Origin of the sequence: Rubrilithobacter danxiaensis (genome assembly GCF_047272945.1) — a bacterium.
Lineage (GTDB): Bacteria > Bacteroidota > Bacteroidia > Sphingobacteriales > Sphingobacteriaceae > Rubrolithibacter > Rubrolithibacter danxiaensis.
Genome location: NZ_JBKOPS010000009.1, coordinates 83793 through 99736, shown reverse-complemented (window position 1 = coordinate 99736; position 15944 = coordinate 83793). Strand labels below are relative to the sequence as shown.

Sequence of the window (15944 nt, the reverse complement as noted above, 5' to 3'; positions counted from 1 at the left end):
TAAGCAAAAAAGCCATTTTTAAAATGGCTTTTTTGCTTATCGAATTCTGGTCTTACTTACTCAGATACATTGATTTTTCTCTGTATAATTTTACAAAATAAGGGTCTTCCAGGTCTTTTATAAAGCGGATAGCTTCTCCTGTTGACTTCATTTCCGGGCCTAATTCTTTTTCTACTTCCGGAAACTTATCGAAAGAGAAAACAGGTTCTTTTATAGCATAGCCCTGAGGTTTTCTTTCTATCTTAAAGTCTTTCAGTTTATTTACCCCCAGCATTACTTTTGCCGCAATATTAATGTACGGAACATCGTATGCTTTAGCGATGAATGGAACTGTACGTGAAGCTCTTGGATTGGCTTCAATTACATAAACCTTTTCATCTTTTATAGCAAACTGGATGTTCAGTAAACCACGTACATTGAGTGCTTTTGCAAGTTTAATGGTATAATCTTCCATCTGCTTTATAACATTTGCAGAAAGCTTGAACGGAGGCAGAACAGCACTTGAGTCACCCGAATGAATTCCTGCAGGCTCAATATGCTCCATTAGTCCTACAATATGTACGTCTTCTCCATCTGAAATAGAATCGGATTCAGCTTCCTCTGCCCGGTCAAGGAAATGGTCTATCAGAACACGGTTTCCCGGAAGGTCGCCTAATAATTTAACTACAGCTTTTTCCAGGTCTTCGTCATTAATTACAATACTCATCCCCTGTCCGCCTAATACGTAGCTGGGGCGAACAAGAACAGGATAGCCTACCTGGTGTGCGACTTTCAAAGCCTCCTCGGCAGTCTCAGCTACTCCGTATTTCGGATAAGGAATGCCCAGATCTTTCAAAAGGTCAGAGAATCTCCCCCGGTCTTCGGCAATATCCATGTTTTCGAAAGATGTACCGATAATCTTTATTCCTTTTTCATGCAGCTTTTCCGCCATTTTAAGAGCAGTTTGTCCTCCAAGCTGAACAATTACACCTTCAGGTTTTTCAAGCTCGATAATCTCACGTACGTGCTCCCAGAATACAGGTTCAAAATACAGCTTATTGGCCATATTAAAATCAGTAGAAACTGTTTCGGGATTACAATTGATCATGATAGCTTCAAATCCTGCTTCTTTTGCAGCAAGCAATCCATGAACGCATGAGTAATCGAACTCAATTCCCTGTCCGATCCTGTTAGGGCCTGATCCAAGAACAATTATTTTCTTTTTATCAGAAACAATTGATTCATTTTCATCCTCAAACGTGGAATAGTAGTAAGGTGTTTGAGCCGGGAACTCTGCCGCACAGGTATCTACCATTTTATAAGTTCTGCGAATGCCTAATTCTTTTCGCCGGTCATATACTTCGTCTTCTGTCACATTTCCTAATAGCCAGGAAATCTGCACATCCGAAAATCCTTTCTGTTTTAATATACAGAAGAAATCTTTAGGGATATTATTGAGTGAATAACGCTTAAGCTCCTGCTCCAGGGCAACCAGCTCCTGTATCTGTACAAGGAACCACTTATCAATTTTTGTTGCTTTGCGGATAGATTCCAACGGAACGCCGAGACTAAAGGCATCTTTTATATGAAAAAGCCTGTCCCAGCTGGGATGTTCCAGGCTATACATAATTTCTTCGAGATTTCTGCTTTGCCTTCCATCGGCCCCTAATCCAGCACGTCCGATCTCCAAACTTTGACATGCTTTCTGAAGTGCTTCTATGAACGTACGGCCAATCCCCATAACCTCTCCTACGGCCTTCATCTGCAAGCCTAACTCTTTGTTGGCACCCTTGAATTTATCAAAGTTCCAGCGAGGAATCTTTACAATTACATAATCCAACGTAGGCTCAAAATATGCTGAAGTTGTTTTTGTGATCTGATTCTCAATTTCATCCAGGTTATAACCTATAGCAAGTTTAGCTGCGATCTTAGCAATCGGATATCCGGTAGCTTTTGAAGCCAGTGCCGAAGAACGGGATACACGCGGATTAATTTCAATAGCGATAATATCTTCAGTTGCCGGATCAACCGAAAACTGAACATTACAGCCGCCGGCAAAATTTCCGATGGCACGCATCATCTTGATTGCCTGATTCCGCATATCCTGGTAACAGCGGTCACTTAGCGTCATAGCAGGAGCAACTGTAATAGAATCTCCTGTATGTATTCCCATCGGGTCGAAGTTTTCAATAGAGCAGATAATAATTACGTTGTCCTTGCTGTCGCGTAAAAGCTCTAGCTCAAATTCCTTCCATCCTAAAACTGCTTTTTCAACTAAAACTTCGTGTGTTGGTGAGGCCTGTAAACCACGGCTCAAAGCATGATCGAAATCTTCTTTTTTATGTACGAAACCGCCGCCGGTACCACCAAGTGTATAAGAAGGACGGATTACAAGCGGAAACCCAATTTCCTGGGCTGCTTCTTTTCCTTCTAAAAAAGAGTTTGCAATTTTTGATTTTGCTACGCCCACGCCAATTTCTACCATCAACCGGCGGAATTCTTCGCGGTTTTCTGTTTTTTCAATGGCTGCCACATCAACACCAATGATACGCACTCCATATTTTTGCCATATGCCACGTTCTTCGGCTTCTTTGCAAAGGTTTAACGCGGTCTGTCCTCCCATAGTTGGAAGAACCGCATCTATTTTGCGTTCCTGCAAAATTTGTTCAATGCTCTCGCAGTTTAAAGGCCATAAATAAACATGGTCACCAATTACTTTATCCGTCATAATAGTGGCGGGATTTGAATTGATGATGGAAACTTCTATTCCTTCGTCTTTAAGCGATAGTGCAGCCTGCGAACCGGAATAATCAAATTCAACAGCCTGACCGATAATGATTGGTCCTGAACCGATAATCAGGACAGATTTTATGGAGGTATCTCTTGGCATTTTATTTTTATAAAGTCAAAAGTTAAAAATCAAAATAAGAGACTTGGATCTGCCGGAGTTTCTAATAGTAACCAGAGAATTCCGGCTTTCCGACACCGATAATTATCGGGTTGGGAGTCGGGGTGCAAAGGTAAAGAATCTTAGGCCTTTATGCTAATAATATTTTGAAATGAATTTGAAATTCCTTTGAAGGGTTATCCAATTTAACCTCTTGAATTTTAAAATTTAATTAATTGATTGTTATTCATCTCTGCATATCTAATAATGCCTGCCGGAAATTGCATCAAAAAAACAATGACATCGATCGGATGTTAAATCAATCAAACTACAGATATGAAAAAGAATATAACAGGCATACTTGTACTTTGTATATGTTTTATTGCAGGCTGTGCCACCGTGCAATCTATTGTTCGTTCAACCTTTCCTTATACGGCAACTTTAATCATACCGGCATCTGCAACAGCTAATGATGCACGTTCAGCCAGTAGTTCTGCAAGCAGCTTTGACCAGATATTTTCTGGTCAGGGCAGCAATACTTCTATGGTAAAGGAAGTGAGAATGGCTTCTGCAAAACTGGAAGCAAGTAATCCTGCTGATCAAAACCTGGGCGTGTTTAAGTCTGTTAAAATTTATTTATCCAAAGGCGATGGTTCTGATGAAACTTTAGTTGCTACTCGTACTGATGTTTCAACAAATGTGGGAAATAGTTTAGTGCTGGATATTGATAACTCCCGGTTTCTGGATGATGTACTTAAAGGTTCAAGCGTGAAGGTAAGAATGGAATATGTTTTAAGGAATTCTCTGAATGTTGATGCAAGCGTGAGGGTCCGATTAGGATTCAGCACAAATCCGGAAGCTGCCACGAAGTAATACGGTTTATCTCAATAGAGGAATGTTTATAAAGCTTCCGGGTTTATTACATTTGTTTCCACCTGCAGCCTATTTGCTGTTATGGGGTATTAAAACATGAACATATACACTGGTGTAAAGAAAATAGCGGTAGTTGGCCCCGAGTCTACGGGTAAGTCTACAATTTCTGAAGCACTGGCAAAAAAGTATCAAACTGTTTGGGTTCCTGAATATTCCAGGGAATACTGTGCAAAACTCACACAACCTTGTACCTGGCAGGACGAAATCAATATGTTTTACGGACAGCTTCAGCTGGAACAATCGCTTCTTCCTACTGCAAATAGCCTGTTAATATGCGATACTACTTTTCTTACAGTAAAAATCTGGTGTGACTATATTTTTGGAAAAGCTCCTCAAGAGGTATTGTCGGAACTTAAAAATCATACCTATGATTTTTATCTTTTAATGGATATTGACCTACCCTGGCAGGATGACCCTTTACGAGATTTTCCTCATCTACGTGAACATTTTATGGAAATCTGGAAAAAGGAACTGAATAATTTAAATGCTGATTATCAGGTTATTTCCGGAAAAGACGACATCCGGATTAAAAATGCTGTTGAAGCAGTGGATTCTTTTCTTGCAAAAAAATAAACTCCTGTATCCTGTTTGCTTATTATTTTTTGTTAAGATGCAACGCCGGCAGAAAGCCTGCGTCTTATAATTGAAAGCTAAAAAATTTGGAAGCTGTTTACGTAGATCAGCACTATGACCTGGTGGTTGAGTGCAAGCAAGGCAAACGAAGTGCACAAAATCAGCTGTATAGGCTTTATGCAAAAGCAATGTACAATGTTGCCATGCGTATTCTTACCAGCGAGGATGAAGCTGCCGATGTGCTTCAGGAGTCTTTTATAGATGCTTTTAGCAGGATTTCGGGCTTCCGGCAGGAGACAACTTTCGGATTATGGCTTAAACAGATTGTTATTAATAAATCTATAAGCCAGCTCAGGAAAAGAAAGTGGGAGCTGGTGAGTATAGATGAAGTTGATCTTGAAGATAAAGAACTTATAGACAGGGAAAAGGAAGAAGATCTGTACTTTCAGGCAGAACAGGTGCGGAAAGCAATACAACTCCTTCCGGATGGTTACCGCATTGTATTATCGCTTTATTTACTGGAAGGGTATGATCATGAAGAAATTGCACACATACTTAAAATATCAGAAAATACATCAAGAACCCAGTTTTTACGGGCAAAAAGAAAGCTGATTGAAATTTTAAAGCATAAGGGAATTAAATAATATCAATAAAAAAGGAGAAGAAGATGAGCGAACGGTTAGAAAATTTTATCAGGAACAACAAGAGAGATTTTGACGAATTTGAACCTCCTGCAGATTTATGGAATAAGATTGAAGAAAAGCTGAATGATTCAATAGAAATTCAGCCAAAACACGAGCGGGTAATTAAACTAAGCTCACTGATAAAAGTAGCTGCAATGCTACTGATTGTGTTAACCGCCGGATTTATTTTTTTCAATTACGAAAAAAAACAAGCAATAGAAATAAGCAATATTGATCCGAAACTGGCAAAACAGCAGATGCATTATGCATCGCTTATTCAACAAAAACGCCAGGAAATACAACAGATTGAAAAAGAAGATCCGCAGTTGTTTAAAGAGTTTTCGTCCGAAATAAAATCAATGGACGTGAATTATCAAAAATTAAAGAATGATTTGTCAACCAGTCCTAACCAGGAAGAAACTGTAAAAGCAATGATCCGGAACTTGCAGATACAGTTACAGGTGTTGAATCAGCAATTAAAAATTATCGAACAGGTAAATCAGCTAAAACAATCAAAAAATGAAACTCAAAGCATTTAAATATTGGGCGATGATAGCCCTTATAAGTTCAAATGTTAGTCTTTTTGCTCAAAACAAATCAAACAAAACTCATAAGAGTGAAGACAAGGACGCGAGAAGTATCAACATCGACGTTCCGGACATCGACATTGACATTCCGGATATCGACGTTAGAATCGATCTTAAAGATCTTGAAAAAATGAACATCGCACTCGCCGACCTTGATTTAAAATTGGATAATCTTGGAGATAATCTTGCCGAAACCCTTAAGGATATTTCATTTGATATTAATATAAATGATAACCAGGATCTGAATTTTAATTCGGTAGAAAAAACAAAAACATTTAGCAGATCCTATACTGTAAACAGGGATGATAAGTTAGCAATCGATAACCAGTTTGGCACCATTGTTATTAATACCTGGGCGAAAAATGAAATAAAGGTAGATGTAACCATGAAAGCGACAGAAGGCTCTGAAAATGAAGCTGCTAAATTACTGGAAGGAATTAATATTAATGAGACTAAAAGCAATAACCTGATTAGTTTGCGTACGTCTATTAAACAGGAAAAGAACAACTGGGGCTTTCGTAGCGGGAAAGATAAGAGGGGTATCCAGATAAATTATACTATTTACATGCCGGCAGGTAATCCGCTTGATATTACCAATAAATTTGGCGGTACGGTTATATCTGATTTTAACGGGGTAATTAATGTAAATTCTTCTTATGGGTCTTTCTCAGGCAAAAGGTTAACAAACCCTGCTAACCGGATAAAAGTTTCTTACGGTTCGGCAAGTATTGAGCAGCTTAAAGCCGGAAAAATTGATGTAGCTTACGGTAGCCTGGATATTGAAAATGCAGAAAGATTAAGTGCAGATATAAAGTACTCATCTTCAAAAATTGGCAGGCTTTCAGGCAGCGGCGACTTTAATATTAAATATGCCGGCGGTTTTAAAATTGATGAAATTGACGAAAATTTGAAAGATCTGAATATTGATGGGGCATATTCTTCCATGTCTCTTGGCTTTGATCCTAAATCAAATTTCAACTTTGATGTTACCGTTAATTATGCATCATTTGGTTACGATAGCGATAAAGTAAATATCAGCAGCAAAACTCCCGACGAACATGCCAGGGGATTTAATCCCTCAAAAAATTACAAAGGAACTTTTGGAAAAGGATCAGATACGAAAGTTGTAATACAATCCAACTATGGATCGGTAAAGTTTAATTGATGCACCGTTTAGTCAATCCTGCAAGGGTAAAGGCTAGCAGAGCTGCTTTGTAAACTACTATTTACCTTCCTTCGGGAAGGTTTTTTTATGAAATATAAAACAGGTATAGTTTTTTATTTATTTTCGGGGCAAAGACTTGTATTATGGAACTATTGTCAAATCCCGAAATGTGGATTTCTCTTGTTACTTTAACGGTACTCGAAATTGTATTGGGTATAGATAATATCGTATTTATCTCTATTCTGTCAGGCAAATTACCCGAGGATCAGCAAAAGAAAGCACGTCAGCTTGGTTTGGGACTGGCCATGATAACAAGAGTGCTTTTATTATTGTCGCTAAGCTGGATAATGACCTTAACGGCTCCGTTATTTAACATGGGCGATTGGATTGGAATGCAAAACGAAGCCTGGCTGGAAAAACTGGCTATTTCGGGCCGCGATCTTATCCTGATAATAGGCGGACTATTCTTAATTTATAAAAGTACCAGCGAAATACACGAAAAACTGGAAGGAGACGATCATGAAACATCCGCAAAAAAAGTGCATTCTTTCTGGGGGACTATTATTCAGATTTTAATTCTTGATATCGTTTTTTCTTTAGATTCTGTGATCACCGCAATCGGTATGGCCGATCATATAGAAGTAATGATTGCTGCCGTAATTATTGCCGTTGGTATTATGCTTGTTTCTGCAGGTGGAATCAGCAGTTTTGTTAACAAGCATCCAACAGTAAAAATGCTTGCTTTGTCTTTTTTACTTCTTATTGGCGTTTCTTTAATTGCAGAAGGATTTGAACAGCATATTCCTAAAGGCTATATCTATTTTGCTATGGCATTTTCCGTGCTGGTAGAAATGCTTAATTTAAAAATGAAAGCCAATTCAGGGAAGCCTGTCCATTTACGCAATTTCCCTGTTGAGAACGAAGACAAATAGTTACCAAACTCTGCAAAGCAAGCCCTTAAGATATTCACCTTCGGGGAATGACGCCCTTACCGGATGATCCTCGGGTTGGCAAAACTGGTAAATGAACTGAATTTCCTTTTGTGCATCTAAGGCCGCCCAGGCAAGTATTTGTTTAAAATGATCAATATCTACAGCCCCGCTGCAGGAAAATGTGGCAAGCAGGCCGCCTTCATTCAGCAGCGACATACCTATTCGGTTTAAATCTTTATATGCTCTGGAAGCTTTATCCAGTTTTGAGCGGGATGGAGCATATTTAGGCGGATCGAGAACTACAATATCAAATTTTTCATCCTGCTCACGGAATGCACGCAGTTGTTTATTTACATCCGATTGAATAGCAAGGTGGGTGGAGTTATCGAAATTATTTAACCGGATATTTTGTTTAAGTGTTTCTATTGCCAGCGCAGAACTGTCTACGCTGATAACTTCTTTTGCCCCATTCTTCAGAGCGTTGAGGGTAAATCCTCCCGAATAGGAAAAGCAATCCAATACTTTTTTCTCCTTCGCATGTGCTGCAACAATTTTTCTGTTATCTCTCTGATCGCAGAAAAAACCTGATTTTTGGCCCTCGGAAATATTTACTTTATAAAGAATTGCATTTTCTTTTACCGTAACGTATTCCGGTGGTTCCTGGCCCCATAATTTCCCGCTCGAAGGTTCAAGGCCTTCGTGAGCACGGGCAGCTGCATCGCTCCTTTCAAATATTCCGGCAGGTTTTAATAAATTTCGCAGTTCATCCAGAATTACTTTTTTCATCCCTTCAATCCCCGAGGAATGTATCTGAACGGATAAGAAATCGGCATAGCGATCAACGATAAGTCCCGGTAAAAAGTCTGCTTCGCTAAAAATGAGGCGGCAAGTGTTTGTATCTGCAGATTCCAGCAGATCTTTTCGTGCCTCAATCGCCTTCCCGATGCGCCTTCTCCACCAGCTTTCATCAATCTTATTTTCTTCTTTCCATTCCAGTAATCTTACAGCCACCCTTGATTCTGAATTAAAAAAACCATAGGCCAGGAATTGCCCTTTATAATCGTTAACCCGTACTATATCTCCATTTTCCGGCCTTCCGGATAGCTGTTCAATTGCTCCCGAAAATACCCAAGGATGAAACTGAAGCACTGCTTTTTCTTTGCCTTTACCTAAACGAACTGCATCCATATCCGGCAAATTTACTATAATCATTTCTCATGGTTAAGAAATTCCCTTTTTTATAACTTTGGCTATGGATCAAATAAGCTGGAGAGAATTTGAAAAGGTAGAACTTCGGGCAGGCACAATACTCGAAGTACTAGATTTTCCTGAAGCGAAAAAACCTGCGTATAAAATAAAAGTTGACTTTGGAGAGTTAGGAATTAAATGGAGCAGTGCACAAATTACAAAACTTTATACGAAAGAGGAGCTTATAGGAAGACAAATAATGGGTGTTGTAAATTTTCCTAACAAACAGATTGCTAATTTTATGTCAGAGTTTTTGGTAACGGGATTTGCCAATGAAGATGGCGATATTGTGCTTGCCGCAATTGACAGAAAAGTTCCTGACGGATCAAAATTACATTAGTCTGCCGATATTTTACTGACAAAAGATGCGTTATTATAATTTTACTGATGAGCCTTCTATTACTCCCGACGAGTTTTTTATGAACGAGGCACTGAAAGAAGCTCGTCTTGCTCTCCGGCAGGACGAGGTGCCCATCGGGGCAATTATTGTATGTAATAATAAGATAATAGGACGCGGACATAATTTAACAGAACGCTTAAATGATGTTACGGCTCATGCAGAAATGCAAGCTTTTACAGCAGCAGCAAATTACCTGGGAGGAAAGTATTTAAAGGATTGCACTTTATACGTTACAATGGAGCCTTGCATTATGTGTGCAGGTGCTTCTTTCTGGACACAAATTGGTCGTATAGTTTTCGGCGCTTACGATCAGCAGCGGGGATTTACACGAATAAACCAAAAAATAACTCATCCTAAAACAGAAGTGTCGGGAGGCATAAAGGAAAATGAATGCAGTATGCTGGTAAAAGAATTCTTTTTACAAAAGAGAAATAAAACTTAACGGCGGATTGAACAAATTTTTAGCCCCATGGGTTATATTTGCGATGTTATAATTGTTTAACCTTAAATTCAAATATTATGAGTTTTGTATTGCCAGCGTTACCATACGCTACCGATGCGTTAGAACCGCATATTGATAAAATGACGATGGAAATCCATCATGGAAAACATCATCAGGCTTATGTTGATAATTTAAACAAGGCTATAGCAGGAACTGATGCAGAAAATGCAAGTATTGAGGATATTATTAAAAGTGTATCAAAATATCCTGCAGCTGTTCGCAATAACGGTGGAGGCCATTATAATCATAGTTTATTTTGGGAAATCCTTTCACCTAATGGCAGTCAGCAGCCTACGGGCGAACTCGCCAATGCAATAAATGAAACTTTCGGTTCTTTAGATGAATTGAAAAAGAAAATGTCTGAAGCCGGTGCTACCCGCTTCGGTTCTGGTTGGGCATGGTTATCTGTTGGTGCAGATGGAAAACTTCAGGTATCTTCTACACCAAACCAGGATAATCCGTTAATGGATGTAGCTGAAGTGAAAGGAACTCCAATTTTAGGTATAGATGTATGGGAACATGCTTATTACCTGAAATATCAAAATAAGCGCCCTGATTATTTAGCTGCTATCTGGAATGTAATAAACTGGGATGCGGTAGCCGAGCGTTATAACAAGGCAAAATAATCAAATAGTAGATTTATTAAAGGCAGTTAATATAATATTAGCTGCCTTTTTTATTGCAGTATTTCCTCAGACCCGTTTTTTGATTGCCTTCAAGTCCGCTCATAAACTCACTTCCATAACTTTCTTTTCTTTTCGTGTTTTCATCTTATCAGGAATAATTTTCATGATTTCATTTTCTAAGGCTGCTATAGAGCTTTTCTTGACAAAATTTCTATGAGTAACTATACTTATTTCTCTTACAGGTACCGGGGATTCAAATTCTCTTACACGTTCCGATTGTTCTGACGAAAGTTCTGATAAAGATAATTCAGGCAGAATGGTAATGCCGTTATCAAGGTCAACCATTCTTTTTAAGGTTTCAATACTTCCTGTATTATATTGAAGCTGCCTTGTTTGGCTTAAACGTTTTTTCTGGCAAATGTTCATTACCTGGTTTCGCATGCAGTGTCCTTCATTCAGCAACCAGAGCTGGTCGGGATTTAAGTCTTCATTCGTAACCGTTTTCTTTTCAGAAAGCGAGCTGGAGGCAGAAATATAAGTAACAAAGCTCTCGTAAAACAGGGGCCTTTCTTTCAACGATTTATCTTCTATAGGGGTTGAAAGAATACCGCAGTCCAGCAGACCGGATTTCAGGTTTTGAATAATCTGGTCTGTTGTGTACTCCCAGATCAGTAACTGTAACCTGGGATATTTCTCTGTAAAAGCAACAATGATTTTAGGTAGTAAATAAGGAGCAACGGTAGGAATTACACCTATTTTAAGCTCTCCGGCAAGTTCGCTTTTATGGTCGCTTATTATCTCATTTAATTTTGAAGCTTCTGCCAGTATTGTTCGTGCCTGTTCGATTATATCAACACCAATCTCTGTTGGAATTACGGGCTGCTTGCTTCGGTCAAATATTTTTACTCCCAGCGTATCTTCCAGTTTCTGTATCTGCATACTTAACGTAGGCTGAGTTACAAAACATTTTTCGGCTGCGGCAATAAAACTGCGGTAGGTATCTACTGCAACAATATATTCTAATTGTACAAGAGTCATATTGATAAAATCTATTCAAAGATAAGAAGTATCAATAGCGCTTATATAATTTTGTAGTAATATTAAGGTAAAAGATTATTCGACGGTTACTGATTTTGCCAGATTCCTTGGCTGATCTACATTACAGCCCCGCATAACAGCTATGTGATAGGACAATAACTGCAAAGGGATAGTGGCGACCAAAGGTAAAAAAGCTTCATTTGTATCCGGAATTTCAATTACATGATCAGCCATTTTTTTAACTGTGGTATCTCCTTCGGTAACTATGGCGATAACATGTCCTTTTCTGGCTTTTACTTCCTGAATATTACTGATCACTTTTTCGTATGACGAGTTTTTCGTAGCAATAAATACCACGGGCATTTCTTCGTCAATTAAAGCGATTGGCCCGTGTTTCATTTCTGCTGCGGGATATCCTTCTGCATGTATATATGAAATTTCTTTTAGTTTAAGAGCGCCTTCAAGTGCTACCGGAAAACCGCTGCCACGACCAAGAAATAAACAGTTTCGGGAATCTTTATATTCTGCGGCAATTTCTTTAATGAGGCTGTTAGTTTGAAGACATTTCTCAATTAAATTTGGTATTTCTTCAAGTTCAGTTAACAGGCTTACTAATGCCGACTGCGAAATTGTGCCCCGTTGCTGCGCAATATAGAAAGCTATTAAAGTAAGAACAGTTACCTGTGCCGTGAAAGCCTTGGTGGATGCAACACCAATTTCCGGACCAGCGTGTGTATAAACGCCGGCGTGTGTGATTCGTGGAATTGAGGATCCTACAACATTACAAACTCCAAAAATGGTAGCGCCTTTTTCTTTTGCCAGTTCAATAGCAGCCATAGTATCGGCAGTTTCGCCCGATTGCGATATAGCAATAACGATATCTTTTTCAGAAATAATAGGGTTACGGTAGCGGAATTCAGAAGCATATTCTACCTCTACCGGTACTCTTGCATATTCTTCAATCAGATATTCTCCTACCAGGCCTGCATGCCAGGAAGTGCCACATGCTACAATAATGATACGATCAACGTTTTTAAATTTTTCTGCATACTCTTTCACTCCTCCCAACTGAACGATCCCTTCTTTCGGATTTATTCTTCCCCTCATGCAATCTTTTACAGAAGATGGCTGTTCGTAAATTTCTTTAAGCATGAAGTGGTCATATCCCCCTTTTTCAAGCATTTCCAGTTTGAGTTCCAGTTCATGCACGTAAGGGGTCTGAATTACGTTATCAATACTCTTGATCAGTAATTCATCACGTTTGAAATATGCAATTTCGTTGTCTTTCAGGTAAATTACATTTTTTGTGTATTCAACCAGCGGCGATGCATCCGAAGCGATGAAATATTCTTTTTCTCCAACACCGATAACCATCGGGCTCCCTTTTCTTGCGGCAATAAGTTCATCGGGTTCGTCTTTGCTCATAATCACAATTGCGTACGCCCCTATAACTTCATTTAAGGCAACGCGTACAGCTTCCCTTAATGTAAGGTTGCCCTGTTTCCGGATATCTTCTATTAGATGTACCAGTACTTCTGTGTCGGTATCACTTTTAAAAGTATGCCCTCTTGAGATAAGTTCTTCTTTTAATATGGCGTAGTTTTCAATTATTCCGTTATGGATAATGGCAAGCCTTTCATCACCGGAAGTATGGGGGTGTGAATTCCTATCGGAAGGTTCACCATGTGTTGCCCAACGGGTATGGCCCATTCCCATCGTACCATGAGTATCTTGTCCCGCTGCAAAATTTTGTAAATCGCTTACTTTACCCGCTTTTTTGTAAATGCGCAGATCCTCATCCATCAGTGCAACACCTGCACTGTCATAGCCCCGGTATTCTAGGCGCTGAAGTCCTTTAATTACAATTTCCCATGCATTTCTATGCCCGATATAGCCAACTATTCCACACATATTAAAAGAGGATTTTAATATGCGAATGTACTAAAAAAAGGGAAATGAGAAGGCTGGATTACTGGTCCAGCCTTGTATAGAATATGTTTAGCTGCATTTTTACAGCAGAACTACTGTTTGTGCCACCGCCTAATACAGTCTGCCCTGCAGTTGTACCCGAAGGATAGATATCTGTTGTACGCGGATCAAAAGAACTTCCGTTAGAAGCGTTTCTGATAAGGTCGTACCGCATGGGTGCGATGTAGGTATCATACTGCTCAAGTTTTCCGCTTAAAACTCGTTGCAGGTAAGATGTTATGTTAAATGTATATTTCTTTTTGGTTTTATCGTAGAAACCGCCAAAGCTGAAAATATCTTTATATGATTTATCACCAAAACCATTTAATTGTCCAGCATCATTGTCAGGTGCTTCCTGACGCTGACCTGCAATATCAGTATGATAAAGTGTTAATCGCTTAGCCGGGGAAAGCAGTGTCTGCGAACTTTCATCAGGATACAAAACCAGTTCTGCCTTATTTATAACTATTTTTCCCAGCTTTTTAAGCTCATTCAGGTCTGGAAATTTAATCTTCGTCCGAACTCCACCCAAGGCCTGTACATATACCCGTGATGGGTTCGGAATGTTGGTTGTCAACTGTTCCTGTACTGGCGTTCCTGTATAATCGTGCTGCATGCTGGCAGCAACCGCAACGCCGCTATTGGTAGATGCCAAAGGGAAAACGGTGAAATTTCTAACTGTATCGTTTTTATAGTACAGCTCAAGTTTTATACTATCTGATACAAAAAATACAGTACCCCCTGCACCTCCTATTTTACTTTGATCGATTGTTAGGTACAAGCCTTTTAAAAAGCTTTGAAATTTAGTACTGCTGGACAAATTGGTTGTTCCGGCATTGAAAAACTTCGCATTAATAAACTCACTTTTTAATGGAATCCGTAGGTGTGGAAGAACTTTTACCACTGTATCTGCTTTTCCCTTAACAAAACGTGAAATCCTTACAGAATCTTTTATCGCAAAGTGTTTCACTGTTTTTGTTCCAACTACTGCAGGATTAAAATCCCACGATTTGGTATTGTAATAATTGGAAGTGGTATTAAAGGCTTCGTTTAACTGATGCACATTAATAGTATAATTGGAATTTACAGAATCTCCGTAAAATTCGTTTCCGTAATTCATTACCAGAACGGCAGAATCTAATTGGGGGTTAGTGCCAAAACGCACTTTTGAACTGTCGGTTGGAAGCGTTAGTGATAGCGCTAAATTTGAAACTGTTGTTCCGAATACCGGATCTTTTGAATAACCCAAAGGAGATTGCTTGAGTGCGCTGGTAATTAAAGTATCTTCTTTTACTGTAGTTGCAGTAACAGTTAAAGATGAATCTAAGGTTCCCAGAACCTGCTGGTCGGGACTGATATCTAAACCAATTTTATCGGGATTCTGGCAGCTGCTCAAAATAAAAAGACTTATCAACAGAGTTAATAAGTCCAGTTTGGTATATTTCATATTATCTTTTCCTTATTAAGCCAAAGAAATTGTTTCCTCGTTTGCTATTTCTTCGTAAAGGTTGTAATAATTTTCGAAATCTGAAGTGGATTCGTACTCCAGAACAGGTTTTTGACTGTTTTTAACAAAATTTAACACTTCTTCATTGATGACCTCGCTACCGAGCACAATACCATCTGAATAAGTAATTGCTCCTGTATGCAATGCATTGCAGGTACTTTCTTTATAAGGTGCGGTATGTTCGGCATTCATTCCGTTCATTACAGCTTTTCTTGCAAATTCAGGATTCAGATTTTCTGTAAAGCAATTGGAATAGATCGAATAAATTACTTTAGCATTTTTAAAAGTAGGATCGTCGCTGTAGCAGGTTTTTAAATATGCGGGTACCAGGGCACTCATCCAGCCATGACAATGTACAATGTCAGGAGACCAGCCTAATTTTTTAACGGTTTCTAAAGCTCCCTTGCAGAAAAAGATGGTTCTCTCATCGTTATCTTCATAGAACTTGTTATTATTGTCGCGGAAAACATGTTTACGCTGAAAATATTCTTCGTTGTCAAGGAAATAAACCTGCATACGTGCAGAGGGAATAGAAGCAACCTTGATAATTAAAGGATTATCATTTTCGTCGATTATAATGTTCATCCCTGAAAGTCGAATAACTTCATGCAAACGGTTACGGCGTTCGTTAATGTTTCCAAAACGCGGCATCAGGATTCGGATTTCAAATCCCTTGTCTTGCATTGCTTGAGGAAGTTTTCGGGTTATTTCAGAAATTTTTGTTAACTCGAGGAACGGCGACATCTCGTGTGTAATAAACAATAACTTCGTTTTTGCCATCTCCAATACTTGTTTATTTATTATTTAAGAAAAGAAAATTCGGAATGCAAATATAAGCAATATATTATGATTTGGCAATGAATTATGCAAGTCTCTTTGGTATTTCTTTATAAATACCCATTTTTGCGCCCTAATT

General features: G+C 38.8%; 15 protein-coding genes. 9 read left to right on the top strand and 6 right to left on the bottom strand.

Features of this window, described 5'->3' with window-relative positions; translation table 11 throughout:
* Nucleotides 1-52: 52 nt before the first annotated feature.
* Nucleotides 53-2869 (bottom strand): carbamoyl-phosphate synthase large subunit, encoded by a 2817-nt coding sequence (carB, locus tag ACLCDL_RS12930; RefSeq protein WP_423148739.1) that lies wholly within the window; start codon nt 2867-2869, stop codon nt 53-55.
* A gap of 333 nt (nt 2870-3202) precedes the next feature.
* On the opposite strand from carB, the gene ACLCDL_RS12925 reads away from it, so the two are divergent.
* From ACLCDL_RS12925 to ACLCDL_RS12900, 6 genes are all read left to right on the top strand, one after another.
* On the top strand, nt 3203-3739 hold the full coding sequence (locus ACLCDL_RS12925) for a hypothetical protein (protein ID WP_423148738.1): 537 nt from the start codon (nt 3203-3205) through the stop codon (nt 3737-3739).
* 96 nt (nt 3740-3835) lie between these two features.
* Nucleotides 3836-4372 (top strand): AAA family ATPase, encoded by a 537-nt coding sequence (locus tag ACLCDL_RS12920; RefSeq protein WP_423148737.1) that lies wholly within the window; start codon nt 3836-3838, stop codon nt 4370-4372.
* Between the two features lie 86 nt (nt 4373-4458).
* Complete coding sequence (locus tag ACLCDL_RS12915; RefSeq protein WP_423148736.1) at nt 4459-5016, top strand: RNA polymerase sigma factor; 558 nt, start codon at nt 4459-4461, stop codon at nt 5014-5016.
* Nucleotides 5017-5039: 23 nt separating this feature from the next.
* Nucleotides 5040-5594, top strand: coding sequence for a hypothetical protein (locus tag ACLCDL_RS12910; RefSeq protein WP_423148735.1), 555 nt, complete (start codon nt 5040-5042; stop codon nt 5592-5594).
* Nucleotides 5575-6807 (top strand): DUF4097 family beta strand repeat-containing protein, encoded by a 1233-nt coding sequence (locus ACLCDL_RS12905; RefSeq protein ID WP_423148734.1) that lies wholly within the window; start codon nt 5575-5577, stop codon nt 6805-6807. Before ACLCDL_RS12910 ends, ACLCDL_RS12905 begins: the two co-directional genes overlap by 20 nt.
* 143 nt (nt 6808-6950) lie before the next feature.
* Entirely contained in the window at nt 6951-7739 is a 789-nt protein-coding gene (locus ACLCDL_RS12900; protein WP_423148733.1) for a TerC family protein, read from the top strand.
* Here ACLCDL_RS12900 and ACLCDL_RS12895 read toward each other — a convergent pair whose 3' ends face one another.
* Nucleotides 7740-8927: a class I SAM-dependent rRNA methyltransferase gene (locus ACLCDL_RS12895; protein ID WP_423148817.1), complete on the bottom strand. Its 1188-nt coding sequence runs from the start codon at nt 8925-8927 to the stop codon at nt 7740-7742.
* 64 nt (nt 8928-8991) lie between these two features.
* Between ACLCDL_RS12895 and ACLCDL_RS12890 the strand changes: the two genes are divergently transcribed.
* The 3 genes from ACLCDL_RS12890 (at nt 8992) to ACLCDL_RS12880 (ending at nt 10515) form a co-directional block, all read left to right on the top strand.
* On the top strand, nt 8992-9327 hold the full coding sequence (locus ACLCDL_RS12890) for a tRNA-binding protein (RefSeq protein ID WP_423148731.1): 336 nt from the start codon (nt 8992-8994) through the stop codon (nt 9325-9327).
* Nucleotides 9328-9352: 25 nt separating this feature from the next.
* Entirely contained in the window at nt 9353-9829 is a 477-nt protein-coding gene (locus tag ACLCDL_RS12885) for a nucleoside deaminase (protein ID WP_423148730.1), read from the top strand.
* Between the two features lie 77 nt (nt 9830-9906).
* Nucleotides 9907-10515, top strand: coding sequence for a superoxide dismutase (locus tag ACLCDL_RS12880; RefSeq protein ID WP_423148729.1), 609 nt, complete (start codon nt 9907-9909; stop codon nt 10513-10515).
* 99 nt (nt 10516-10614) lie between these two features.
* Here the strand turns inward: ACLCDL_RS12880 and ACLCDL_RS12875 are convergent, their stop codons facing one another.
* The 4 genes from ACLCDL_RS12875 to ACLCDL_RS12860 all read right to left on the bottom strand — a co-directional run bounded on the left by ACLCDL_RS12875 (nt 10615) and on the right by ACLCDL_RS12860 (nt 15808).
* Entirely contained in the window at nt 10615-11553 is a 939-nt protein-coding gene (locus ACLCDL_RS12875; RefSeq protein WP_423148728.1) for a LysR substrate-binding domain-containing protein, read from the bottom strand.
* 75 nt (nt 11554-11628) lie between these two features.
* Nucleotides 11629-13464 carry a glutamine--fructose-6-phosphate transaminase (isomerizing) gene (gene glmS / locus ACLCDL_RS12870; RefSeq protein WP_423148727.1) on the bottom strand — a complete coding sequence of 612 codons (1836 nt, stop codon included), beginning with the start codon at nt 13462-13464 and terminating at the stop codon, nt 11629-11631.
* 58 nt (nt 13465-13522) lie between these two features.
* Nucleotides 13523-14968, bottom strand: coding sequence for a DUF4270 domain-containing protein (locus ACLCDL_RS12865; RefSeq protein WP_423148726.1), 1446 nt, complete (start codon nt 14966-14968; stop codon nt 13523-13525).
* A gap of 15 nt (nt 14969-14983) precedes the next feature.
* Complete coding sequence (locus tag ACLCDL_RS12860) at nt 14984-15808, bottom strand: glycogen/starch synthase (RefSeq protein WP_423148725.1); 825 nt, start codon at nt 15806-15808, stop codon at nt 14984-14986.
* Nucleotides 15809-15944: the final 136 nt, after the last annotated feature.

Excerpts from the sequence above, each read along its gene's own strand:
- carB (WP_423148739.1), bottom strand. The coding sequence starts at position 2,869 with ATGCCAAGAGATACCTCCATAAAATCTGTCCTGATTATCGGTTCAGGA.
- ACLCDL_RS12925 (WP_423148738.1), top strand. The coding sequence starts at position 3,203 with ATGAAAAAGAATATAACAGGCATACTTGTACTTTGTATATGTTTTATT.
- ACLCDL_RS12920 (WP_423148737.1), top strand. The coding sequence starts at position 3,836 with ATGAACATATACACTGGTGTAAAGAAAATAGCGGTAGTTGGCCCCGAG.
- ACLCDL_RS12910 (WP_423148735.1), top strand. The coding sequence starts at position 5,040 with ATGAGCGAACGGTTAGAAAATTTTATCAGGAACAACAAGAGAGATTTT.
- ACLCDL_RS12905 (WP_423148734.1), top strand. The coding sequence starts at position 5,575 with ATGAAACTCAAAGCATTTAAATATTGGGCGATGATAGCCCTTATAAGT.
- ACLCDL_RS12900 (WP_423148733.1), top strand. The coding sequence starts at position 6,951 with ATGGAACTATTGTCAAATCCCGAAATGTGGATTTCTCTTGTTACTTTA.
- ACLCDL_RS12895 (WP_423148817.1), bottom strand. The coding sequence starts at position 8,927 with ATGGATGCAGTTCGTTTAGGTAAAGGCAAAGAAAAAGCAGTGCTTCAG.
- ACLCDL_RS12890 (WP_423148731.1), top strand. The coding sequence starts at position 8,992 with ATGGATCAAATAAGCTGGAGAGAATTTGAAAAGGTAGAACTTCGGGCA.
- ACLCDL_RS12885 (WP_423148730.1), top strand. The coding sequence starts at position 9,353 with ATGCGTTATTATAATTTTACTGATGAGCCTTCTATTACTCCCGACGAG.
- ACLCDL_RS12880 (WP_423148729.1), top strand. The coding sequence starts at position 9,907 with ATGAGTTTTGTATTGCCAGCGTTACCATACGCTACCGATGCGTTAGAA.
- ACLCDL_RS12875 (WP_423148728.1), bottom strand. The coding sequence starts at position 11,553 with ATGACTCTTGTACAATTAGAATATATTGTTGCAGTAGATACCTACCGC.
- glmS (WP_423148727.1), bottom strand. The coding sequence starts at position 13,464 with ATGTGTGGAATAGTTGGCTATATCGGGCATAGAAATGCATGGGAAATT.
- ACLCDL_RS12865 (WP_423148726.1), bottom strand. The coding sequence starts at position 14,968 with ATGAAATATACCAAACTGGACTTATTAACTCTGTTGATAAGTCTTTTT.
- ACLCDL_RS12860 (WP_423148725.1), bottom strand. The coding sequence starts at position 15,808 with ATGGCAAAAACGAAGTTATTGTTTATTACACACGAGATGTCGCCGTTC.